This is a genomic window from Streptomyces sp. NPDC051578 (assembly GCF_044454045.1).
GTDB lineage: Bacteria > Actinomycetota > Actinomycetes > Streptomycetales > Streptomycetaceae > Streptomyces.
This window is the reverse complement of the sequence record NZ_JBITDH010000002.1, coordinates 682,787-705,227: the sequence shown is the minus strand read 5'-3', so window position 1 is coordinate 705,227 and position 22,441 is coordinate 682,787. Positions and strand designations below refer to the sequence as shown.

At 70.6% G+C, this 22,441-nt stretch carries 22 protein-coding genes, 1 tRNA gene and 1 pseudogene; 15 read left to right on the top strand and 9 right to left on the bottom strand.

The window, feature by feature from the left end; translation table 11 throughout:
- Positions 1-476 precede the first annotated feature (476 nt).
- From ACIA6C_RS14290 to ACIA6C_RS14280, 3 genes are all read left to right on the top strand, one after another.
- On the top strand, positions 477-1,256 hold the full coding sequence (locus ACIA6C_RS14290; RefSeq protein WP_399275588.1) for an MEDS domain-containing protein: 780 nt from the start codon (positions 477-479) through the stop codon (positions 1,254-1,256).
- Positions 1,253-2,212, top strand: coding sequence for an anti-sigma factor RsbA family regulatory protein (locus ACIA6C_RS14285; protein WP_399275586.1), 960 nt, complete (start codon positions 1,253-1,255; stop codon positions 2,210-2,212). Before ACIA6C_RS14290 ends, ACIA6C_RS14285 begins: the two co-directional genes overlap by 4 nt.
- 62 nt (positions 2,213-2,274) lie before the next feature.
- Positions 2,275-2,436, top strand: a complete 162-nt coding sequence (locus tag ACIA6C_RS14280) for a hypothetical protein (RefSeq protein ID WP_399275584.1) — start codon at positions 2,275-2,277, stop codon at positions 2,434-2,436.
- Positions 2,437-2,719: 283 nt separating this feature from the next.
- On the opposite strand, the pseudogene ACIA6C_RS14275 reads toward ACIA6C_RS14280, so the two are convergent.
- Positions 2,720-2,830 (bottom strand): annotated as a pseudogene (locus ACIA6C_RS14275) (MerR family DNA-binding protein); the annotation flags it as partial.
- 229 nt (positions 2,831-3,059) lie between these two features.
- Between ACIA6C_RS14275 and ACIA6C_RS14270 the strand changes: the two are divergent.
- Both ACIA6C_RS14270 and ACIA6C_RS14265 read left to right on the top strand, forming a co-directional pair.
- Complete coding sequence (locus ACIA6C_RS14270) at positions 3,060-3,788, top strand: SDR family oxidoreductase (RefSeq protein ID WP_399275582.1); 729 nt, start codon at positions 3,060-3,062, stop codon at positions 3,786-3,788.
- 157 nt (positions 3,789-3,945) lie between these two features.
- Positions 3,946-4,022 (top strand) — tRNA-Met (locus tag ACIA6C_RS14265).
- A gap of 482 nt (positions 4,023-4,504) precedes the next feature.
- Here ACIA6C_RS14265 and ACIA6C_RS14260 read toward each other — a convergent pair.
- Positions 4,505-4,897, bottom strand: a complete 393-nt coding sequence (locus tag ACIA6C_RS14260) for a nuclear transport factor 2 family protein (protein WP_361138697.1) — start codon at positions 4,895-4,897, stop codon at positions 4,505-4,507.
- Positions 4,898-4,997: 100 nt separating this feature from the next.
- Between ACIA6C_RS14260 and ACIA6C_RS14255 the strand changes: the two genes are divergently transcribed.
- Both ACIA6C_RS14255 and ACIA6C_RS14250 read left to right on the top strand, forming a co-directional pair.
- Positions 4,998-5,441, top strand: coding sequence for a MarR family winged helix-turn-helix transcriptional regulator (locus ACIA6C_RS14255; RefSeq protein WP_399275580.1), 444 nt, complete (start codon positions 4,998-5,000; stop codon positions 5,439-5,441).
- A 384-nt stretch (positions 5,442-5,825) separates the two neighbouring features.
- The gene (locus ACIA6C_RS14250) at positions 5,826-6,719 is read left to right on the top strand and encodes a phenylalanine 4-monooxygenase (RefSeq protein WP_399275578.1); all 894 of its coding nucleotides are present in this window, start codon (positions 5,826-5,828) and stop codon (positions 6,717-6,719) included.
- Positions 6,720-7,072: 353 nt separating this feature from the next.
- On the opposite strand, the gene ACIA6C_RS14245 is transcribed toward ACIA6C_RS14250, so the two are convergent.
- Both ACIA6C_RS14245 and ACIA6C_RS14240 read right to left on the bottom strand, forming a co-directional pair.
- Positions 7,073-7,885 (bottom strand): SAM-dependent methyltransferase, encoded by an 813-nt coding sequence (locus ACIA6C_RS14245; RefSeq protein WP_399276235.1) that lies wholly within the window; start codon positions 7,883-7,885, stop codon positions 7,073-7,075.
- A 584-nt stretch (positions 7,886-8,469) separates the two neighbouring features.
- The gene (locus ACIA6C_RS14240; RefSeq protein ID WP_399275576.1) at positions 8,470-8,976 is read right to left on the bottom strand and encodes an ArsI/CadI family heavy metal resistance metalloenzyme; all 507 of its coding nucleotides are present in this window, start codon (positions 8,974-8,976) and stop codon (positions 8,470-8,472) included.
- An 86-nt stretch (positions 8,977-9,062) separates the two neighbouring features.
- Here ACIA6C_RS14240 and ACIA6C_RS14235 point away from each other — a divergent pair, with 86 nt between their 5' ends.
- The 4 genes from ACIA6C_RS14235 to ACIA6C_RS14220 are packed head-to-tail and all read left to right on the top strand — an operon-like array spanning position 9,063 to position 11,135.
- Positions 9,063-9,443: an ArsR/SmtB family transcription factor gene (locus ACIA6C_RS14235; protein ID WP_399275574.1), complete on the top strand. Its 381-nt coding sequence runs from the start codon at positions 9,063-9,065 to the stop codon at positions 9,441-9,443.
- Positions 9,440-10,210: an aquaporin gene (locus ACIA6C_RS14230; protein WP_399275572.1), complete on the top strand. Its 771-nt coding sequence runs from the start codon at positions 9,440-9,442 to the stop codon at positions 10,208-10,210. The genes ACIA6C_RS14235 and ACIA6C_RS14230 overlap by 4 nt, the downstream gene beginning before the upstream one ends.
- The gene (locus ACIA6C_RS14225) at positions 10,210-10,629 is read left to right on the top strand and encodes an arsenate reductase ArsC (RefSeq protein ID WP_399275570.1); all 420 of its coding nucleotides are present in this window, start codon (positions 10,210-10,212) and stop codon (positions 10,627-10,629) included. The genes ACIA6C_RS14230 and ACIA6C_RS14225 overlap by 1 nt, the downstream gene beginning before the upstream one ends.
- A 32-nt stretch (positions 10,630-10,661) precedes the next feature.
- Positions 10,662-11,135, top strand: a complete 474-nt coding sequence (locus ACIA6C_RS14220) for a GNAT family N-acetyltransferase (RefSeq protein ID WP_399276233.1) — start codon at positions 10,662-10,664, stop codon at positions 11,133-11,135.
- Positions 11,136-11,386: 251 nt separating this feature from the next.
- On the opposite strand, the gene ACIA6C_RS14215 is transcribed toward ACIA6C_RS14220, so the two are convergent.
- Together ACIA6C_RS14215 and ACIA6C_RS14210 are read right to left on the bottom strand one after the other, a co-directional pair.
- Positions 11,387-11,812: a CAP domain-containing protein gene (locus ACIA6C_RS14215; protein ID WP_399275568.1), complete on the bottom strand. Its 426-nt coding sequence runs from the start codon at positions 11,810-11,812 to the stop codon at positions 11,387-11,389.
- Between the two features lie 405 nt (positions 11,813-12,217).
- A complete protein-coding gene (locus tag ACIA6C_RS14210; RefSeq protein ID WP_399275566.1) occupies positions 12,218-12,454 on the bottom strand; it encodes a hypothetical protein in 237 nt (78 codons plus the stop codon).
- Between the two features lie 376 nt (positions 12,455-12,830).
- Here ACIA6C_RS14210 and ACIA6C_RS14205 point away from each other — a divergent pair, with 376 nt between their 5' ends.
- Positions 12,831-13,655: an MBL fold metallo-hydrolase gene (locus ACIA6C_RS14205; RefSeq protein ID WP_399275564.1), complete on the top strand. Its 825-nt coding sequence runs from the start codon at positions 12,831-12,833 to the stop codon at positions 13,653-13,655.
- A gap of 434 nt (positions 13,656-14,089) precedes the next feature.
- Here ACIA6C_RS14205 and ACIA6C_RS14200 read toward each other — a convergent pair whose 3' ends face one another.
- Complete coding sequence (locus tag ACIA6C_RS14200; RefSeq protein ID WP_399275562.1) at positions 14,090-15,076, bottom strand: NAD-dependent epimerase/dehydratase family protein; 987 nt, start codon at positions 15,074-15,076, stop codon at positions 14,090-14,092.
- A gap of 237 nt (positions 15,077-15,313) precedes the next feature.
- On the opposite strand from ACIA6C_RS14200, the gene ACIA6C_RS14195 reads away from it, so the two are divergent.
- A complete protein-coding gene (locus tag ACIA6C_RS14195; protein ID WP_399275560.1) occupies positions 15,314-15,952 on the top strand; it encodes a DUF998 domain-containing protein in 639 nt (212 codons plus the stop codon).
- A 213-nt stretch (positions 15,953-16,165) separates the two neighbouring features.
- On the opposite strand, the gene ACIA6C_RS14190 is transcribed toward ACIA6C_RS14195, so the two are convergent.
- Positions 16,166-16,750, bottom strand: a complete 585-nt coding sequence (locus tag ACIA6C_RS14190; RefSeq protein ID WP_399275558.1) for a hypothetical protein — start codon at positions 16,748-16,750, stop codon at positions 16,166-16,168.
- A gap of 727 nt (positions 16,751-17,477) precedes the next feature.
- On the opposite strand from ACIA6C_RS14190, the gene fusA reads away from it, so the two are divergent.
- Positions 17,478-19,589 carry an elongation factor G gene (gene fusA / locus ACIA6C_RS14185; protein WP_399275556.1) on the top strand — a complete coding sequence of 704 codons (2,112 nt, stop codon included), beginning with the start codon at positions 17,478-17,480 and terminating at the stop codon, positions 19,587-19,589.
- A gap of 351 nt (positions 19,590-19,940) precedes the next feature.
- A complete protein-coding gene (locus ACIA6C_RS14180; RefSeq protein WP_399275554.1) occupies positions 19,941-20,642 on the top strand; it encodes a class I SAM-dependent methyltransferase in 702 nt (233 codons plus the stop codon).
- A 63-nt stretch (positions 20,643-20,705) separates the two neighbouring features.
- Here ACIA6C_RS14180 and ACIA6C_RS14175 read toward each other — a convergent pair whose 3' ends face one another.
- The gene (locus tag ACIA6C_RS14175) at positions 20,706-22,178 is read right to left on the bottom strand and encodes a glutamate--cysteine ligase (RefSeq protein ID WP_399275552.1); all 1,473 of its coding nucleotides are present in this window, start codon (positions 22,176-22,178) and stop codon (positions 20,706-20,708) included.
- Positions 22,179-22,441: the final 263 nt, after the last annotated feature.

The following is a 22,441-nucleotide window of genomic DNA, read 5'->3' as shown; positions in this document are numbered from 1 at the left end:
CGCACGTCTCGGTGATGTGGACCTTTCGGCCATGCCGGTCGGGGGCCACCTGAGGGGAGTGCACGGCGCCCGAGCGCCGGTACTCTGCGAGCAGTGCGGCGCTGCCTGCCCGTCATCACCATGCCTCTCCCCCTTCCTCGCGGTCCATTCCGGTCAGGCGCCGGACCAGGCGCCCTCCTCGCGGGCCGCGCGCCCCTGTGGACGGGGGCGGGTCGGGCGGCTGAACCGGTGCGGGACCGTTGTCCCGGATCATGGCGCTGCTCCCTGGAGCAGCGGAATCGAGGACAGCGGACACCAGACGTAGTGTTGTCCGCATGAGGGCGATGAGTGCCTCGCGGTCGGCGGTCCTGCGGCTCTCTGCTTGAGAGCGTCTGGCTTAACGATCACTCGGCCGGGCGCAGTATTCTGCTGGTTCGCAGGACTGGGCCGGGAGGCCGGGAAGGGGCGAGGTGAGAGCGGCGCGGGCGTTGGCGACGTTGGACGAGGTCGAGCTCGGTGACCACGTCTGCTGGCTCATGGATGAGGCTGCCGGATCCCCTTCCGGCGCGCGGGCCTATGTAGCGGACGGAGCCCTGTACGGGGACAAGATCGTGGTCGTCGGATCCGGCGGCGCCATTTCCGGCCTCCCGCGTGTCGCTGTGCCCTCCACTTCGGTGATGCTGGATTTTCCCCACCCCACAGACCCCGACTTCGTTCTGGACGCAGTTCGCCGCGAGGCACGGACCGCAGCACGTGAGGGATACCGATCGGTACGTGTGCTTGCCGAGGGGATCCCCGCGGCAGGCGCTGACAGCGCCGAGGACTGGCTGTCCCGGGAGCTGAAGCTGGACGAGTTCGCCTCGGAGAGCGGCGCCATGGTGGTATGCACATTTCACCCCTCGCAGTGGCAGGCGACTACGCTGGAACACGTGGTATGTGTGCACCCGCACGAGATGGGCAAACGGGCTGGACGTCCGGCCTTCCGGATGTTCAGCACGGGCGCCGATATCTGGAGCGTTGACGGAGTGATCGATTCGGAATGTGCATCGGCATTCAACGCTGCCGTACGCGCAGCGCTACAACGCCCGCCCATGATGAAACTGCGCTTCGATACGCTTGAGATGATCGACGCTGCGGGAATGCAGGCCCTCGTCGATGCGGCCCGCCACCTTCCAGGCCGCAGGATTGTGGTGGAAGGTGCGAGCGACACAGTTCGCCTGTGCTGGGAACTCGCAGGCTACGCCACCGACGCCGTACCGGTGGTGATGGCCGCATGACCATGACCATGCCCGCGCACCCCTCCGAACCTGACACGAACGGATTCCGTCACCAGTTCTATCCCTATCGTGGGGAAGCACAGTTCCTGACCGGGACGCTGGGCTTCATCCGCGAGGCGCTGGAGGCCGAAGAGGCAGTGGTCGTCGCCGTTCCATCGGACAGGGCTTCGCTGCTGCGGGAAGAACTGGCCGACGAGCCGGCCGTCACCTTCGTCGACACGACGGCCAGCCCCAGTCCGGGCCGGCTCATCGCCGCCTGGACGGCCTGGATGAGCGAGCGGGGCGAGGGAGACAGGCCCGTACGAGGCATCGGCGAAACCGCCTGGCATCAGGCCCGCAACGCCGCTCATCTCTCCGAGATGCGTTATCACGAATGGCTGTTGAACCGGGCCTTCGCGCAAAGCCCGGCCTGGTCGATGCTGTGCCCCTACGACGCAGCCGATGGGGACCAGGACGCCCTGCAGTCTCTCTCCCGCTGCCATCCGCTGATCCGCCAGGACCACCGGTACGTACGCAACGAGCAGTACCTCACCGCGGAGGAATACCCCTTCGAGGCCCTGGCCGACCCTTGCGATCCGTTTCAGGAGCTGAGCTACACGCACGGTGACCTGGCGGCGATCCGTTCGAAGGTCTCCCAGTGCGCTTCCGACGCCGGCGTCCCAGACGACCGGCTACCGAAGCTGGCCGTGGCCGTCACGGAGATCGCCACGAACAGCATCCGCCACGGCGGGGGTCGAGGAACCCTGCGCACCTGGGTGCAGGACTCCACGTTCCTGTCCGAATTCCGTGACGCCGGCTACATCTCCGACGTGATGGCAGGCCGCACCCGCCCGGACGCGAACCAGAGCGGCGGCCGCGGTCTGTGGCTCGCGCACCAACTCTGCGACCTGGTCGAAATCCGCTCCACCCCCGACCAAGGCACCACCATCCGCCTCCACATGGACGTCCCCCAGTAGCGGCGCCCCATGGCCGCAAGCAGTGGCACATCGGCGAAGACCGCTCTCGGGGTCCGGGCCCGGTGGTCCGCGAGAGGCTCACCGAGATCCGCCGGTTCATCACCGCAGTGGTAGCCCCGCACGCCGTCCTGCAGCCGAAGGGGCGGTGGAGCAAGCATCTGGACACCCAGCTCGGTTCCGTCGAGTGCACGCTCGACGTGATCGCCGACGGCACGGACGTCTGACGGCCGGCCACGGCCTTCGGGGCTCCGGCGGCGAGCACGGCCAGGGCGACGGCGGGGGCGGGCAGCCAGCCCACCACCGCCCCGGCGTCGGCGCCGACGAACCCGGGCGGTGACCAGGACGGGCGGCGCGCAGCATGCCACGCAGGCCGGCGTGGCCAGGCCCCCATGCTTTGGGGTGAGCTGGGGACGGGCAGCAGCAGGGGCCGGCATGACGTTCCCGGGCGAGGTCCTGAGGGGGATGGCGTGGCAGGTGCTGGACGCGCACACGGTCAGTTCGTCGCAGCCAGGCCACGGGGCGGCCGTGCCGGTGGCGGCCTGCCTCCAGGAGCTCGGCGACCTCCTCCAGCGTGAAACCGAGCCGCTGAGCGGCCTTGGTGACCCGCAGCGCGGTCACCACGTCCTCGCCATGGAGATGGTGATCGCCGTTGCTGCGTTCCGGCTCGGCCGGCAGGCCGCGCGGCGGTGCAGTAGGGGGTATGACCGTGTCCGTCCTGCCGTCCGACCTGGTTCCCACCCGAGACGGACATGGATATCGGTCAAGGGGCGTAGGGCCACAGCCTCATGCGCCTGCCGATCTTGCTGACTAGCGTCAGTGGCAACGCGGAGCGAAAGGAGGTGTACGCGTGGATCTCACCGGGCGCACGATAGTGGTGACCGGGGCCGGGCGTGGGTTGGGCCGAGCGTCGGCCTTGAAGGCAGGTCGACTGGGTGCCCGCGTGCTCGTGTCCGCGCGTTCTCTGGTCGCAGCACAGAGAGTGGCCGACGCGGTGGCGAGCGACTCCGGGGCGAAAGCCGAAGCATTCGCCTGTGATCTGGCCGACCCAGCCTCCATACGGGCCTTCGCGGAGGAAATCACCCGCCACACCGACCAGGTGGATGTGTTGATCAACAACGGCGCTCGCTACCTGGAAGGTGTCGATCTGTGGGACGCCGACGATGAGGCGATCACCGACACCATCGCTGCCGGAGCCACCGGCACGCTGCTGACGGTCAAACACCTCCTGCCGCTGCTACGCGCCTCTGCCGGCGCGGACGTGGTCAACCTGGTCTCCTCGGTCGCGGAAACCCGCAACCACCGTTCCCGGGCACACCCCGCGTTCTACGCCGCCAAAGCCGCCCAGGCAGGCTTCGCCGACGTCCTCTCCCGACGGCTCCGCCCCGAGGGCATCCGCGTCATCTCGCTCTACCCGCCTGACTTCACGGACGGCGACCCACTCCACCTCACCTGGGATCAAGCTTCCCGAACCGCAGGCGACCCGTTGGCCGCTCAATCCGTGCTCGACTGCGTCCTGTTCGCGATCGGCCAGCCGCGAGACTGCTTCATCCGCTCCTTCCACTTCGAGCAGATCTAGGTGTCCGCCCAGCCGCAGTACGACCGCCCCGGGCGTGCGCACCGTCCCGCGACCGTGACCTTAAGGGAGACTTCGTCGTCCCCAGGTGCCGGTGACTGGCGTCCTGCCGGAAAACGTCGGAGCACGTCCCGATCGTGCCGTAAGGTGGGGTTACCGACGCGGGGTGGAGCAGCTCGGTAGCTCGCTGGGCTCATAACCCAGAGGTCGCAGGTTCAAATCCTGTCCCCGCTACCACATGGGAAGGGCCCGGATCCTCAATGGATCCGGGCCCTTCTGTCGTAGCGGGACGCATGGGGCCAGCCTCCCCCGGTCCGCTGACGGTCCCGTCGGGGTGTCACTCCGGCTGGCGTTCTGGGCCCGTGTAGTCGGGGCGGGTCGGGCGGGGGTGCAGAGCGGGATGGGGGCTGAGGCCGGGCGAGGTGAAGTCCGGAGGGATGTAGTCGGGGGTTGCAGCCGTCCCGGCACAGGGCCCCATCAGGGCATCGGATGGTTCGTGGTGAGGCAATTCGCGTTCGGCCGCTGAATGGCAGCCGCTGCCGCCGCCGGTCCCACCGTCCCTGGTGATGTGACGGGAAAGGTTCATCGCTCGCGACGCTCGGCACGACGCCTCGCTGCGTCGTCGGACCGCGCGAGTACGGCGAGTACGAACTGCGGCCCTTCTCCTTGCGATGCACCTCACCGGACGCCGTGAACCGGCAAGCCTTTCCGCCACAGCACTAGCGGGCGCTGCCGATGTTGCGGTCGGCGGCGGAGCCCTCGAGCATCAGGGTGGTTTCCTCGATGCGGTCGAAGCGGCCGTCGGGGGCAAGGTCGGCGAACACGTACACCTCCATGCGCACGGTCGAGCCGTCCTTCTTCGTGATGTGGGCGGTGTGCCGGTCGGCGTACCTGCTGCCGTCGTACAGCTCCTCGTGCACCTCGACGTGGCCGCCGGCGACGACGCCGCGCACGTGGGTGATGTGCTCGACGAACCCGGCGCGGTCGGCCCACTCGCCGTCCGTGCGCTGGCGGTACTCCGGGGTGAAGTGCAGGTCGGCGGCCTCCTGGACGGTGAGGTCGCGGTTGAAGATCAGATCGTTGAGGGCGGCCTCGATACCGGTGCGCGTCATGGCGGTTCCCTTGCAGGACGAAGGAGAGATGCGTGCGTTTCGCACGCATCTCGGTCACGGTAGCATCAATTGCGTGCGTGGCGCACGCTATTCTTGGGCCGTGGAGAACGAAGTAGGACACGAGATCGCAGATGCGCTGGGCATCCTGCTCAGGCGCACCACCCGCACGCAGCTGCACCGGCAGCTCACCGACGGCATGGGCGAGGGGCTGGACGAACACACCTACCCGGTCCTCAGCGCACTGGCCCGCACCGGCCCCCGCAGCGCCGCCGACCTGGCCCCCGATGTCGGAATCGACCGTTCCGGCGTCACCCGCCGGGCCTCCCGGCTGGAGGCCGCCGGCCTGATCCGCCGCGAGACGGACCCCGACGACCGGCGCGCGCACCTGCTCGTCCTCACCGAGGAAGGCCGGTCCGCGGTCGCCGAGCTGCGCACGCGACTGGCCGCGCACATCATGGGGAGCCTGTCCGGGTGGCCGCCGGGCGAGGCTGCGACGTTCGCCCACCAACTGCGCCGCTTCACGGCCGAGGGGCCCTTCGCCTAGTGCCCACTCACTACGACGCTCGCCGAGTGTTCTGACCCGGCGACACCAGACGGTCAAGGCACTCCCCCGCGGACGAAAGGCAGTGACGCGAGGACCCGGCCGCTTCCGGATCCACCGACGGCCTTCGCCGCTGCCAGAGGCGGTAACGGGTGCGTCCTCAGGACGACGGGGCCATCGCGGTGACGATCCGGGCCGCGTCCCGCCTGGGCAGGCCGGGCAGGCAACCTGTCATCCCGCCCCGCGGCTGGGTTCCGCCATCATGGGCAGGCGATCGGTCCGTCGAGGAGCATTTCTCGGCCATCCGCGGCGCCCACGGCTGGGGCGATGCCGGCTGCGCCAAGCTCCCGGGTGTGCCGTTTCGTGCCGGTGGAAATCAATCGGTTCATGAGTCATGTTCCTCTGCGGACGCCCGTCGCTGCCGGTGGCCGGCTGGGCGCGGCCGTGGAGCACCCCGGGTTCAGCGATACCCGCTACCTGCGGCGGCGCGGGGCCATCGCCGCCCGGGCACGCGGTCACCGGGTCGGTGATCCGTCACCACCGGTGAACTACATGGAGGCCGAGGAGCGGACCTGGCGCATCGTCCATCAGGCCCTGTGGACCGCCCAGCGCGAGCATGCGTGCCATGCCGTCCTCGACGCCAGGGGTCAGGCCCCTATCCCCGCGGACCACATCCCGCAGCATGGCGAAGTCGGCTCACATCTGCGGCGGTTGACGGGCTTCGACTTCACCCTCGCGGGAGGCGTGGTCGAGAACAAGCGTTTCCTGGGATCGATGGCAGACGGCTACTTCCACGCCGTGCAGTTCGTCCGCCACCCTGCCGTACCGCTGTTCACGCCCGAGCCAGACGTCATCCATGACGTCTTCGGTCACGGGATCCACCTGGCCGCGCCGGCTTTCGCCGACATCTACCGCCTCATCGGGCAAGCGGCGATGCGGGTCGAGGACGAAGACGTCCTCCAGATGATCAGCGACGTGTACTGGTTCACCCTGGAATACGGGATCCTGGACGAAGGAGGACAACCCAAGGCGTACGGCGCGGCCCTGCTCTCGTCCTACGGGGAGATCCGCCGCCTGCGGCACTCCCGGATCCGTCCGCTGAGCATCGCCGCCATACTCGCCACCGAGTACGACATCTGCGGCTACCAGCCAGTGCTCTTCAGCGCCCGCTGCCTGGACGAGGTCACCGACACTCTGGGCCGCTTCCTCGAACAGCTCGACGACGACAGCGCACCGCGCTTCGGACGCACACCGGCCACCCGGGCGCAGCACCGTGACTGAGGCAGGGGTGCCGGCCGGCGCACCAGCCCCTGACGCCTGGCCACTGGATGACGACAAGGCCAACCGGCGGCCGGCAGCCGCCGCGCCGGCGCCGGTGCCGGGGGTGCCGTTCGCACTGGTTGACCCGCGGGAGCGGCTGCAGGCAGTCGACGTCAGGGGTGGTCGTAGCCGATGACAACTCTCCTGAGGACCCCGTCAAGGCGATGTCTCAGCCGCCCTCAACGCCCAGACCATCCGCGGCGCGGACTCCACCCAGCTCCGTAACTGACGGAGACACCGTTATCGGAAAATGTCGATGCGAACTGGCACCGGTCAGGTGCTTACACCCTTGGGAGGAATCGGGGGGAGGCGCTTCACCGGCGGACCGCCGAGATCAGTCCGCCGGGCCGCTCCTCGCGCTGCGGCGGGGTGCTGATCGGGCGGCCGTAGGCGGCAGCGCGCTCGCGCAGGGTGTGGCTGCCGGCCTCCCAGCCGTGACCGGCCAGCCAGCCCACCGGGTCGTCGGGCATCTCCGAGACCCACATGGACGCCGCCGATCCCGGCACGGCGTCCGCGCCGAAGCGCTCGATCACGCCGCGCGAGCCCAACGTCAGCCCCAGCCGGCTGCCGGCCGCCGACTGCGCGCTGATCCGGGCCATCAGCAGTTCCACCGCGTCCTGGGGGAGATAGATCAGCAGTCCTTCGGCGATCCACACGGTTGCCGCCGCAGGGTCGTGTCCTGCGGCGGCCAGCGCCCCCGGCCAGTCCTCACGCAGATCCACCGCGACGGTGATCCGCTCGCAGCGTGCGACGGCCCGCTCTTGACGCAGCACCGACGCCTTGAAGTCCAGAGGGGCGGCGGTGTCGACCTCGAAGAGCCGGGTGCCCTGGGGCCAGTCCATCCGGAAGGCCCGGCTGTCCATACCCGCACCGAGCAGCACGACCTGCCGAACCCCGGACGCGGAGGCCTGCTGCACCAGGTCGTCGAGGAACTTCGTCCTGATGACGATGGAGAACGACACGGCCAGCCGACGGCGGCGCGCGGCCTCGTCATCGGGCGGCGGTGACGAGGGCCACAGGCCGCCGGCGGCGGCGAAGGCGTGTGCCAGAGGGTCACGGAACAGCGCGTTCTCCCGCTCGGTCTCCAGCGCGCGCACCCTGGTCACTCCCACCGCCGTGGCCCACACTCCCGACGGCTGCGCCCGCTCCTGCTCATCAGTCACCGCGCCAGCCTAAAGGCTGTCCCGTACCGGCGGCTTGGTCCCGACACCTGACACCTGACACCTGACACCGAGACTGCCCGCGCACGGTGACACCACTCCTCGCGCAGGCCGCGGTGTCGGGGGGCATAACCAGGGGCCCGGCCCCGGGAGCTCGGGGTCCCGGGGCCGAGTGTGCATCCCGGCCCCTCAACGAGCCGCAGCAGAACCGGTTCCGCACCACCATCCGCCGGTGCCCCGCCTGGCGACAGGCACAGACGTGTGGGGTAACTCCGCGAGATCGAAGGGCTGTGCGTCAGCCTCTCCCGGGCCCAAGTCAAGATCGGCCGGATCGCCGCCGAACATCCAGTGGCCCGATGCTGCCGGCGCTGCCGACACCTCGCAGGTGGCGGCCGACGGGTCCTCCGGCGCCGGGCGCTTGATGTCTCCCACTATGGCCGAGCTCTACAGCGACGTCGCGGCCGTCGGCAGAGACGGCCGTTCCTCCATGACCCAGAACCAGTTGGTTGACGCTCTGGCGCCCGCCAACTGCCGCGGACGGGCGACGTAGGTCAGCTGCCGCAGCCACAGCCGGCGGCCGCCTTGGCCTCAGCCGGAGTGTGAGCGGGGTCGAGCGCCTGCTCCTGCGGGGTACAGCACGCAGGGGAGCCGCAACAGGCTTCCGGGGTGGCGCCGGCCTTCTCCAAGAGGCCGGCGTCGGCCTTGACGACGTAGACCTCCCAGGGCTCCTTGCCCGGACCGCTGACCCAGACCTTGTCCTGGAGGGCGTAACAGCAGGAGGTGTCGTTCTCCTCGAAGGCCGCCAGGCCAGCGTCCTCCAGCCGGGTCGTGGCAGCCGTGACTTCCTCGGTGGAGGCGACCTCGATGCCGAGGTGGTCCAGGCGGGTGTCCTCGCCGGTCTCGCCCTCGATGAGGACCAGCTTGAGCGGGGGCTCGACGACGGCGAAGTTGGCGTAGCCCTTTCGGCGCTTGGCGGGCTCGGTGCCGAAGAGCTTGGAGTAGAAGGCGATCGAGGCTTCGAGGTTTGCTACGCGCAGGGCGAGCTGGACACGGGACATGGCGGTCTCCCATCGAACGTCTTGCTTCGACATCTGTCGATACAGTCGAGCTTGCCACCGGTTTCGACAGCTGTCAATATTGAGGAATGTCGAAACAAGGTGGTCTGCCGGTGCTCGGGCAGGACGAGGCGGCGTGCTGCGCGCCGATGGTCCGCGAGCCGTTGGGCGAGGAGGCCGCGGCCGAGCTGTCGCGGATGTTCAAGGCGCTGTCGGACCCGATCCGACTGCGGCTGCTGTCGCTGATCGCCTCGTACGAGGGCGGGGAGGCGTGCGTGTGCGACCTCATCGGCCCGTTCGACGTCTCCCAGCCGACGATCTCCCACCACCTGCGAGTGCTGCGGGAGGCGGGGCTGGTCGACTCCGAGCGGCGCGGGACCTGGGTGTACTACTGGGTGCTCCCTGAGGCCCTGGCGAGGCTGTCCGCCCTGCTGGAAGTCCCCACCGCATCCGCGAAGGCTCCCGCGTGAGCGCGCCCGTGCCGCTGCTGCGGCGGGCGGCGGTCGAGGGGCTGGGGACGGCAGCGCTGGTCGCCGTGGTGGTCGGCTCCGGGATCCAGGCCACCGAGCTGACCCGCGATGTAGGAGTGCAGCTGCTGGCCAACTCCCTGGCCACCGTCTTCGGTCTCGGCGTGCTGATCGCCCTGCTCGGTTCGGTGTCGGGGGCCCACTTCAACCCCGCCGTCACCCTGGCCGCCTGGTTCACCAGCCGGCGCACCGGCGACGGCCCCGCCCTGCGCGATGTCGCCGCCTACGTACCGGCCCAGGTCGCCGGGGCGATCGCCGGTGCGGTCCTGGCCGACGCCATGTTCGGCAGGCCGCTGGTCGACTTCTCCGGCCACGACCGGTTCTCCGGCCAGCTGTGGCTGGGCGAGCTGGTGGCCACCGCCGGGCTGGTCTGGCTCGTCTTCGGCCTGGGCCGCGCCGGCCGCGCGCACCTGGCGCCGCTGCTGGTCGCCGCCTACATCGGGGCGGCGTACTGGTTCACCTCCTCCACCAGCTTCGCGAACCCGGCCGTCACCATAGGCCGGGCGTTCACCGACACCTTCGCCGGTATCGCCCCCGCCTCCGTACTGCCCTTCCTCGCCGCCCAGTTGCTCGGAGCCGCCGCCGGTCTCGCCCTCGTCGCCGTCTGCTTCGGTCTCACCGCGGGGACCGAGGCCGAAGCCGCCGACCTGCCCGGCGGACAGAAGTCCGCCGCCCCCGCCCGTTCCGCCGAAGAAAGCGCCCTGGCCTGATGAGTACCTCCGCCGTTCCCTCCGTGCTGTTCGTCTGCGTGCACAACGCCGGCCGCTCCCAGATGGCCGCCGCCTTCCTCACCCACCTCGGTGGTGACCGCGTCCAGGTCCGCTCGGCCGGCTCCGCCCCCGCCGACACGGTGAACACGGCCGTGGTGGAGGCCATGCGGGAGGCGGGCATCGACATCTCCGCCGAAACCCCGAAGATCCTCACCACCGAAGCGGTGAAGGCCTCGGACGTCGTGATCACCATGGGCTGCGGCGACGCCTGCCCCTACTTCCCCGGCAAGCGCTACCTCGACTGGCAGCTGGAAGACCCCGCCGGACAGGGCGTGGCGGCGGTCCGGCCCATCCGCGACGAGATCGAACGCCGCGTCCGAATCCTGCTCGCCGAACTCGACATCGAGCCCACGGCGTGAGTGACACCGAGGCCGGCGTGCGCATCGCGCCCATGCGGACCGAGCACGCCGAGCAGGTCCTGGCCATCTATCAGCTGGGCATCGAGGAGGGCAACGCCACCTTCGAGACCACCGCCCCGACCTGGCAGGCCTTCGACGCCGCCAAGCTGTCCGCCCACCGCCTGGTCGCCCTCGATGGAGGCGACCAGGTCCTGGGGTGGGCCGCCGTGGTCCCGGTCTCCGACCGTTGCGCATACGCCGGAGTCGTCGAGCACTCCGTCTACGTGCACCCAGACGCCCGCGGCCGCGGCGTCGGCCTGAACCTGCTGACCGCGCTGCTCGACTCGACCGACTCGGCGGGCATCTGGACGGTGCAGTCCGGCATCTTTCCCGAGAACACCGCCAGCCTCGCCCTGCACCAGCGCGCCGGATTCCGCGTCATCGGCACCCGCGAACGCATCGGCCGACACCACTCAACGTGGCGCGACGTCATCCTCGTCGAACGCCGCAGCCCCACGATCACCTGACGGGTGCCCCACGCTCTGCGACTGGCCAAAACCCCGGCCGCTCCCCCTCTAGCTCCAGGCCAAGTTCAGAGAAGTGATCAAGTCAAACTGATCGCACCTGTCCACATGGCCAGCATTCGCGCTTCTCCTTCTCGACCCCGACTGGAACCGCCGACCACCCGCACCTGGCCGAGCACCGTCAATGGGCTGTGCCCGGTGCGGTCAGCCGGCCCACCACCACTTCGCAACCGGATTGCCGTGGGAGCAGGAGGTCAGCGCTGGCAACGCCCGAACGTCACCCCGTACGTCGCGGCGCCGCTCGCGCCGGCTCCGGCCCGGTCCGCGGAGCCGGCCAACGCCGCGCTGCCGATGTCGCGCAGCGTCCCGTTGAGGATGTTCGCGCGGTGTGCCGGGCTGTTCATCCACCATCTGATGGCGGCGCTCGGCGTGCCCGAGGTGCCCCAGCCGGTGTACGTGATTTCAGCGACCTGCCACGACCGGGGGTTCGGGCAGTAGCCGGCCCCCATGATGCGGCTCTGCGGTGTCGAGCCCGTCTGCGGGTTGGTGTGCGGATCCTGGCCCGGCCCCCACCACTTCAGCTGCACGGCCGCAGCGGCGTGCTGCCGGGCAGCGGTGTTCAGGGCGGAGTTGACGGTCAGCGCCGGAAGCCCCCGCTGCGTACGCTGCGCGTTGATCAAGCCCACTACATCCCCGGGCTGGGCAGCTGCGTCCGAGGACGCGGCCGCGGGTACCAGCATCGCCGCCAGGATGGCGGCAACGGCCGGACCGATGAGCCTCCGGGTGCGTGAAGCAGTGCATTTCACGAGGTACACCTCCCGCGACGAACTGTTTTCAGCGCATGAGTGAGGCGACCAGTCGCTTTGGCTTCGACGTCATGTCCAGGCTGCCATCCGGGCCACCCGGTCGCCATCGGAGGCAGGTCCGGCCGCTGCCCGGGAGCCGGCCCTTCGGGAATACGGAAGGGCCGGCTCCCCGGAACGCTTTGCGGAAAATGCGCCACCGCGCGGGCCTCCTACGAGCTGCACGGTCTCCGGCCGCGGTGCGGCACACGACCGCCACGGACCGGGCGATCGGGCAGTGGCTCACCACTGATCCAGCCCACGGCCAGGGTCTGCGTCGGGGCGGTGCCGTGCTCGTGGTACCCGGCCGGCGACGGTGGTGAGCCGGAGCTGTGTCTCGTCCCCGCTGACGGGCACGACGGTGATGATGACGACTTCGAGCTCGCAGTCGCCGTCGGCCAGGATGTCGCGGTCCACCGGGACCGGGTCCACTGACGGGTGGCCGACCATCTTGTGGTCCTCGCGGAGGGCGGCGGGCAAGGGAGTTCGGGCTGCGGGCGGGGGCGAAGCGGTGCCAGCCATCAGGCGCTCGGCGCCCTGCTGCGGGCACGGCGGACCCGCAAGTCCGGACACGGTACGAGGCGGCATTCGCACGGGCTCAAGACAGACGTGAACCCTGGCGCAGCCTGCCCCGCTGAGGCCGCTGCCACACCCCAGCACCTCGCGAGCGCCGCACCTCGCGCAGGCGGCTGGCGTCCCGCGCCTACGCCCCCGGGGAAAGCACGGCGGACAACGCGGCCCCCTGCAGCTCATCTGGGTACCTGCCGCGCCGTGGCAGATTCCCCAGGCTGCCCACCCGAGTGCGGCACAATCCGTTACGACCACTTTGCGCCCTTTAGCCCGATGGGAGAGATCCGTGTCCGTAACCGTGACCAGGTTCGCCGCGCCGACAGCGAGCGTGAACAGCTGGCTGGTCGCCGATGACACCAGCCTCATCGTCATCGACGTCCTGCGCAGCAGCTCGGAAGCCGCCGAGCTGGCGGACGAGGTAGCCGCCTCCGGCAAGCAGCTCCTCGCGGTGGTCGTCACGCACGGCCACCCCGACCACTACATCGGGCTGCGCACCTTCGCCGAGCGCTTCCCGCACGTGCCTCTGCTCGTCGCGACCCGGGAGATCGCCGACGACGTCACCGGCTTCACCTCCTGGATGGAGTCCGTCGGCTGGCTGGACGCAGAACCCACCATGAAGCCGCGCAGCACCGCCAACCCCGACGGCTTCGACTACGGCCTCATCGAGGTCGCGGACCGCCCGGAACTGACACTCGCGCAGGGAGCGGTCCTACGGCTGGACACCGACTGGCCCGCCGCGGAGGCCGACCACACCACCGTGGTGCACGTCCCCGCCGCCAACGCAGTCCTCACGAGCGACCTGGTCTACTCGGGCGTCCACGCCTGGGAGGGGCCCCAGGTCACCAGGGACAACATCCAGTCGTGGCTGACAGCCCTGGATGCCCTGCAGGAACGCTACGGCAGCGATGTGACCGTCCACCCCGGCCACGGCCCGCAAGGCGACACGACCCGCTATGAGGAGATCCGTCTCTACCTCCACGACTTCCTCGCGGTCACGGAATCCGCCACCAGCCGAGAGGAGGCCCTGTCCGAAATGATCCGCCGCTACCCCGACCACCACCAGGCCGACTTCCTGCTTCCCCTCAGCATCGACTTCCACGTCCACACCTGACCGGCCGCCACGGCCCCCAGCCAGGGGACCAACACCTCCAGGCGGCCCGCGAATCGATCAATCGCGAGTTCAGGCCTGGTCAACGGATCGCTGCGATCCCTGGGTCTCGTGTGGATGCGGCGCGTGCTCGAACCCTGATCGCCGCGCACGCCCCGCAGCACCTTCCCCCCGGCAGCAGCGAACAACCGGATAGTGCCGACGGTGCGCTGCGTGATCCGTGCCACAGCCGCATGCTGGAATCCGCCCCGCTGCTGGCGCTGTGGAAACCCACCCGGCCGGCGACGGCCAGCCCGAGGCCAGGTCGCCGACCACTCGCCGCGGACGAAGCCGGCCCTGAACCGACCGACACAACGGGCGCCAAGGAAAACGCCGATGAGCGCGCTCGCCGCCCTGCATCCGCCCGCCTTCAAGTCACAACGCGCCGCCGAGCTTCCTCACCCCAGTGCTTCCAGGAGTTCGCGCTCGCGGTCGGCACTCAGGCCGGCCCTCCGGGGCCGGTCCAGGCCCTGCTCCCGTTCCCAGCACAGTGTCTCCTTCAGCAGTTCCGCCCTGGGCCGGTGCCGCAATCCGGCCGCGCTCGCCGCAGCGCCGTTGCGGGCGCCGAAGCCGACCCAGTCCGGGTCGGCCACCCACAACGCCAGCGACTCCAGGCCCATCGACTGGACCACCTTCTGCCCAAGCAGCCAGTCGTCGTCCGCCTCCACCACTGGTCCGGTGTGTCCACCGATCTCCCTCGACAGCGCTACCCACTCCCCGAAGGACATGATCGGACCGACCGCGTTGTACGTGCCGGTCGTCCCCCTCTCCGCACAGTCCAGCAGCCACGCCGCGAGGTCCCGCGCGTCAATCACCTGCGTCGGTAGGTCAGGGGACGCCGGCACCAGGAGCGGGGACAACGGCTGGCGGGCCGCGCGGGCGACCCAGGACCCCGAGCGGCCGCTGTGGTCACCGGGGCCGCCGATCAGTCCGGCCCGCGCGATGAGGAGCCGGTCTCCCACCGAGGCCGTTGCGGCTTCCTCGCAGGCCACCTTGGCCTCCCCGAAGCCGTCGAGGTCGACCTCGTCCCGCTCGGCCGCCGGGAGCAGTTCCGCCGACTCGTCCGCGTTCGGATCCGCATGCGAGGCATACGCGCTGACCGACGACACGTACGACCAGTGGGCCGCCCGCTCGCCGAGCGCAGCCAGCGCCCCGCGGACAAAGCCGGGCTGCCACGACACCTCGACCACGGCGTCCCAATCCTGGCCTGCCAGGCTTTCGTACGCCGACGGGTCCCGCCTGTCCGCGGCGACCAACACCGCGCCCTCGGCTGCCTTGCCACTCTGCCCGCGGGCCAGGCACGTCACCCGATGCCCACGTTCCAGCGCCTGCCGCGAGACCTCACGGCCCACCCACGCCGTTCCACCCAGTACCAAGATTTTCATCAGGTCACTCAAACACAGACCGTGAGCCTGCACGTCGCTCCTTCACCGACGGCGTAGCGCCTGCGCTCGTCCGCGAACTCCTGCCCCGGTCGCAGTAGGGTCTGCCCCACTCTGTTCCAGGGGGCTTGTCGGAGTGCCTGAGTCCGGCGCCGCGTGATCGGCTGTCCGCACGTTCTTCGTGTGGCGGAAGGTGGAATGGTGAGAGTCCGGATCGGGTACGCGGCATGGATCGTGGGCGTGGTGCAGTTCTTCGCCATCCATTGGATTGCCGAATCGGCTTGGGCCAGACCGTATAGCTGGGCGCGGAACAACATCAGCGACCTAGGCAACGCTCACTGCGCTCTGCAGCCAGATCCTGAGCCGCGGTATATCTGTTCCCCCGAGCACGGTCTGATGAATGTTTCGTTCGTCGCCCTGGGGGTGCTGCTGGTTGTCGGTGCCGCCCTGACCGGTGGTGGCCTTTGGCGCAGGGGACGGGCCGCTGCCGTGGCCCGTCTGCTGCTCGCCGGTGCCGGCGTGGGATTCGTGTTGGCCGGGCTGGCTCCTGCGGACGCCAATGAGAACCAGCATGTCCTGGGCGCCCTCTTCATCATGGCAGCGGGCAACATCGGTCTCATCGTGGCGGTTTTCGGCCTGGCAGAACATGTACCGACCCCATTGCGGTGGGGCACCGGCCTGCTGGGAGCCACAGCGCTCGCGGCCTTCGGGCTGTTCCTCTTCCACCACTACCTCGGTCTCGGCATGGGAGGGATGGAACGGGTCGCCGCTCTTCCTCTCCTGTTCTGGGCGCTGGTTGTCGGCGTTCGTGGCCTCATTCGTCGGGCGGGTCGTTTGCAAAAGCCGATGCCGGCAGAACGTCTCAGCCCCGCTGGTTGAGAGCGCTCATCAGATCTCGGCTGGCCGCTCGGGCGGCTTCGAGATCAGCCCGGGCTTCGTCCGCCGCGCCAGCCAACTCGGCACTCCGGCTTCGATGGCGAGTGATGAGCACCCCCGAGCCGTAGTGGTCATCATGGCCTTGTGGTGGGCTTAATGGACGGGCAGCCCGCTTCTGGTGGTTCTCCCGGCTGCTTGCCGGCAGCCCGGCCCTATTCAGGGCCAAGGACGGTCTTCCCAGGGACGGACCCGCCCGATCACATGCAGTCCGCGGTCCTTCGGGGCCCGGAGTGCGGCCAGCACGCCCGCGCTGATCTCCCCGTGGTCGAGCCATCGGGTGTTCGGCCCGTGACCGGTGAATCCGAGGACGACGCCGCGGTGGCGCGTACGGCTCAGGGCTTCGGGCGGTCGGGGTGCGGGGGCCGTGGGCGCTGCGGCCCTGCTCCCGAGGACTTCGACCACCAGCGCGTCGTCCGCCAGCGTATCGGCTACGGCTGCGTACGCGTGCGGCCGTCCCTCGGCGTGCACCCACAGCACGGCCTGCCCGAACGGCCCCGTACGGGCGGCGGCATCGCGCAGCACCTCGGTAAAGCGGACGGGCTCGGTGTAGTCCCCGCTCACCGGTACCAGCAGTCCGCCTGCCGCGCCGTGGCGCCCGAAGGCGGCTGGACCGGGGGGCCGGCGGGAGACGACGACCGTGGTGAGTCCCTCCTCCACGAGCGCGCCCACGACTCCGGCCAGCATCCCCGTGCCGCCAACCACCAGCACCGGACTTCGAACAGTCGACTCGGTGACGCTCATTCAGACATGTTCGCACGGGCGGACGCCGTTTCTGCGGCCGCACCGGGGGTGGGCCGGTTCGTCCCAGGGGTGGTCCAGGAGGGGCAGTCCGGCCTGCGGCAGAGGCCCGACGGCGACGCAGCGGCGGCCTCCAACGACAGCAACCGCCGGGCGGTACGGCCGGCATACCGCAGGGCACGTGAAAGCCTGATCCTTCCGAGGATCGGGCGGCCCAGGCCCTGACCGCTCCTCGCGGAGCACCGCATCTGTCACCAGGGGCTACGGACCTTGATGCCCAACGTCCGGAGCCGGTCCTGGTCCTTCGGCGCAAGCCTCAGCACACCCCCATGCCTGCGGCCTGCTGCCGTCTCGCGCCCTCTGCCCGGGCCGCAAAAATGCCGCGCCCGTTCGCGGTCGCCTTCACTACACTCGCCCCACGCGCTGCCGACGGGGCACCGCGTGTCCCGACGCGGAGTGAAGAGAAGGGGAACCGGGCCATGTGCATGCGACGCACCACCGCCTTCGTTCCCCCGGCCCGGTACGACGTGATCCCGGTGTCTCGCGATGACCGGTGCCGGCTGCGCGGCCGCCACCGTATGCCCGTGACGCTGTCCTAGTTCCCGCCCCCTCCCTCCGCATCCCGCTGCCGGCTCACGCCGGCCTGGCCGGGGCGAGGAGGGGCCGTGTGCCGTGTGCAGTTCCGGGAATCGCGCTGCCTGTTCCCTCATCACTCGAAAGGCCCCGGGCCATGCGCAGCAACCGGCGACCCCTCACCTCCGACTCCCCCGCCACCGTCCGCAATCTGGGCATCCTCGCCCACGTCGACGCGGGCAAGACCACCGTCACCGAACGCATCCTGTTCGCGACCGGCGCCATCCACAAACGCGGCGAGGTACACGACGGAACGACCGTCACCGACTTCGACGCCCAGGAGCGCGACCGCGGCATCACCATCTTCGCCGCGGCCGTGAGCTGCAGCTGGGGCGGCCACCGCGTCAACCTGATCGACACCCCGGGCCACGTCGACTTCGCCGACGAGGTCGAACGGTCCCTGTGCGTCCTCGACGGCGCCGTCGCGGTGTTCGACGCCGTGGCCGGTGTCGAGCCGCAGAGCGAGTCGGTGTGGCGGCAGGCCGACCGGCACGGGGTGCCGCGGATCGCGTTCGTCAACAAGCTCGACCGCGCGGGCGCCGACCTCGACTCGGCCGTCGCCTCCCTCCGCGAACGGCTGGGCGTCGTACCGCTGGTGGTGCAATTGCCCATCGGCCGGGAGGACGGATTCACCGGGGTCGTCGATCTGCTGCAGATGCGGGCGCTGCACTGGCACGCGGACGGACACCTGCCCGGGCGCGCGGGCACGGACGGCACGTACGAGAGCGGCCCAGTGCCCGAAGAGCTGCGGGAGGAGGCCCAGCGGCGCCGCCGGCTCCTCGAGGAGACGGTCGCCGCTCTGCACGCGGACGCCCTGGAGGAGTTCTGCACGGCTTCGGCGCTGAGCGCGCCGACCCTGGCCCGGGCACTGCGCGAGCTGACGCTCGCCGGGGACGGCCTCGTCGTGCTGTGCGGGTCGGCCTACCGCAACCGCGGGATCGAGCCGCTGCTGGACGCGGTGCTCGCGTACCTGCCGTCACCCGCCGACATGCCTCCGGTGCGGGGTACGGCCGGTGCGGGCGGCGGTCCGGACGAGGAGCGCTCCCCCGATCCGGCCGGCCCGTTCGCGGCGCTGGCCTTCAAGGTGACGGCGACGCCGACCGGACGGCTCACCTACGTACGGGTGTACTCGGGCAGGCTGTGCAAGGGCCAGTCCGTACTGGACGCCGCTACGGGACGTACGGAGCGGATCGGCCGGATCCTGCGGGTCCAGGCCGACCGGCACGAGGAACGGGAGGAGGCGGTTGCGGGCGACATCGTCGCCGTGATCGGGCTCAAGGCCGCCCGGGCCGGCACGACCCTGTCGGCACCGGGCGCTCCACTGGTCCTCGAACCGCCGTCGGTCGCCGAACCGGTGGTGTCGGTGGCGGTCGAGGCGGACCGCACCGGCGATACCGGGCGGCTCGCGGCGGCCTTGGCGCACCTCGTGGAGGAGGACCCCTCGTTGAGGGTGCGCCTTGATCCGGAGAGCGGCCAGACCGTGCTGTCGGGAATGGGTGAACTCCACCTGGAGGTGGCCGTGGAGAAGGTCCGTCGCGGTCACGGCCTGGAGGTCGTCGTCGGGCGCCCGCAGGTCTCCTACCGGGAGACCGTCGTGCGCGGCGTCACCCGCTTCGTCTACCGTCACGTCAAACAGGACGGTGGTGCAGGCCAGTTCGCGCACGTCGTCATCGACGTCGAGCCGCTGAACGAGGCCGCGGGCTTCGCGTTCGGGTCCACGGTCGTCGGTGGCCGGGTGCCGCAGGAGTACGCGCGGGCCGTCGAGACCGGCTGCCGGGACGCCCTCGCCGAAGGGCCACTCGGCGGGTACCCGGTGACGGGGCTGCGGGTCACGCTCACCGACGGGGCCACCCACTCCAAGGATTCCTCGGAGCTTGCGTTCCGTGCGGCGGGCCGGTTCGCCCTGCGCGAGGCACTGGCCGCGAGCACCATGGAACTGCTGGAACCCGTGGTGGAGGTCACGGTGACCGTACCCGAGGACGGTGTCGGCGCGGTGCTCGGCGACCTCGCGGCCCGGCGCGGCCGGATCTCGGGCTCCACGTCCGGGTCCGGGACGGCGCTGGTCACGGCGGTCGTGCCGCTGGCCGAGCTGTTCGGCTACGCGACCCGGCTGCGCGGGCGGACCCGCGGCCGCGGCACCTTCACCACCCGGCCCGCGGCCCTCGCGCCGGTTCCGCCTTCGGTCGCCGCCGCGGTGCTGGCCCGCTAGCCGGAGGGCTCCTGCTCCGCCCCGTCGCACCGGGGCGGAGCGGGGGACGCGGACCGGCCTTCGTGGCCGGATCGAGGGCTCGTGGGGCGGGACGGGTACGGCCATGATGGCCCGATGGACAGACGGGTGGATTTACGACCGGCCGAACGCGAAGCGGCGCCGGAGCACTGTGGCCGCCCCGGCGTTCCCGGCGTTCCCGGCGTCCCCGGCGTTCCCGGCGTCCCCGGCGTCCCCGGCGTCCCCGGCGTCCCTGGGGTCCCCGGGGTCCCCGGGGTCCCTGGGGTCCCCGCGTCATCGGGCCGTTCCGCGCTCCCCGGCCTTTCCGGGGAGGCGCCCGGTGAGGCGTACGCCGTGTCGGCCGAGTTCTACGACCTGTTGCACGCCCGCGCCTACCACCGGCACGCACTCGCCCTCGCCGCTCCGGCAGCCGCCGCGCGGCTCGGGATCGTGGAGGTCGGCGCGGGGACGGGCCTGGTCACCGGGGTCCTGATCAGCGCTTCGAACGTACCCGTCCACGCGGTGGAGCCCTCGCCCGCGATGCGGACCGTGCTGCTGTCCCGGCTGCACCCCCCGGTCGGCGCTTCCGCGGGGGAACGGGTCACGGTGCACGCATGCTCCGCCCTCGACCTGTCGCTGGACGGGCCCGCCGACCTGGCCGTCTGCCTGCGCTTGGTGCCCTGTCTGCCGCCCGTCGAGCGCCGCGCGCTGTGGCGGGTGCTGGCGGGACTGCTGGTGCCGGGCGGCCTGCTGTTCCTGGACCGGCCGCCATCGGGTGTTCCCGCGCAGCCGGTGCGGCGCGGGCTGGGGCAGGTCCGGCTGGGCATGGACACCTACCACGGGCTGCTCACCCAGTGCGCCGAGGACGCCCGTATCCGCTACGACTACTCCTACCTGGTGTGCCGTCAGGGGCGCATCCTGCGCCACGCCCGGGAGTCCTTCCTCGTGTGGCCGCTGCCGAGGCGGGAGCTGGGCCGGGAACTCGCGGAGGCCGGCCTCGTACTGGAGGACGACCTGACGCCGGACGTGCTCCGGGCCCGCCGCCGAGGTGCCTGACGAGGTGCCTGACGGTGCGTGCGCCCGGTCGGGGCCTGCTCCACCGCCGCTCAAGAGGACCGTTCAGTCGACGGGCCAGGTGTGCACCGGGGCGTTCATGTGCATGTAATCCATGTACTGGCACGTCATCCGGCGCAACGACTCGTGGCGGCGCAGGTTGTCGTCGAGGTGGTGGAACATCTCCGACTGCCAGGTGGCGCCGTTGCGCCCGGACACGCAGCGCTGTTCGATCACGCCCAGCAGTTGTTCGCGCCAGGTGTCGTCCATGCCCGTGGCTTCCAGGCCCCGGTGCGCCAGCGGCAGCAGTCGGCGAAGGACGAGTTCGGTGGCCGGGACCTCGCCCATGCCGGGCCAGTAGAGCGAGGCGTCGATGCCGTGCCGGGCGGCGAGGTGCAGGTTCTCCTCCGCGGCGGAGAAGGACATGCGGGACCACACCGGGCGCTCCTCGTCGACCAGCGCGCGGGTCAGGCCGAAGTAGAAGGCGCCGTTGGCGAGGATGTCGGCCACGGTCGGCCCGGCCGGCAGCACCCGGTTCTCCACGCGCAGGTGCGGTTTGCCGTGGGCGACGGCGTACACGGGCCGGTTCCACCGGTAGATGGTGCCGTTGTGCAGAGTCAGTTCCGCCAGTTCGGGCACGTTCCCCGCTTGGAGGGTGGCCTGCGGGTCCTCGTCCTCGCAGAGGGGCAGCAGCGCGGGGAAGTAGCGCTGGTTCTCCTCGAAGAGGTCGAAGACGCTGGTGATCCAGCGCTCCCCGAACCACACCCTGGGCCGTACGCCCTGCACCTTGATCTCCTCGGGACGGGTGTCGGTGGCCTGCTCGAACAGCGGGATACGGGTCTCGCGCCACAGCTCCTTGCCGAACAGGAAAGGCGCATTGGCGGCGAGGGCGACCTGGACACCCGCGATGGCCTGCGCTGCGTTCCAGTAGGGGGCGAAGTCATCGGGGGCGACCTGGAGATGGAACTGGACGCTGGTGCAGGCCGCCTCGGGGGTGATCGTGTCGGCGTACGTCCGCAGCCTCTCAACCCCGTCGAGCGCGATCCGCAGGTCCTCGCCGCGGGCCGCGAACACCTGCTCGTTCAGGAGGTGGTAGCGCGGGTTCTCCGAGAGGGCGTGCCCTCCCACGTCCTTCTGCTGGAGCGTCGGCAGGATGCCGATCATGACGAGATGGGCGCCGACCGTCGCGGCCCGTTCCTCGGCGTGATTGAGCGCGTCACGGATCTCACGCTCCCAGGCATCGGGACCGCCCCCGGCCAGCCGCCGGGGCGGAAGGTTGATCTCCAGGTTGAAGCGGCCCAGCTCAGTCGACCAGGCGGGGTCTGCGATGGCGGCGAGAACGTCGCTGTTGCACAGGGCCGGCTCGCCGGATCCGTCGACCAGGTTGAGCTCGATCTCCAGGCCGACCTGGGGCCGCTCATAATCGAACCGGGCCTCGCGCAGCATGCGGGCGAACGCGTCGAGGCAGGACTGCGTCTTGTTCCGGTAGCGGCGCCGGTCCTCCCGGGTGAACATCATCGCCGGGACATCCCGTCCCATCGGACCTCCCGCGTCCCCCGGCGCTCGGGTCCGGGTGCTCGTGGACGTTATTCCTCCAGCGTCGCACGTCGTACGCGGCAGCGCCCGCGGCGGCGGGGATGAGGCGTCGTAGCGTCGGTGGAGGCGTCGGCAGCCGGAAGCCGGCAGGCCAGGACATGGTGCGTGCGATGGTCCGGCGGTGGCGGCCCAGCCGCTGTGGGGGCTCGGGGCCCTTTGCGAGCGGTCGGGCACGGGGTGAAGAAGGCGTCTGGCCGGCGCGCGTC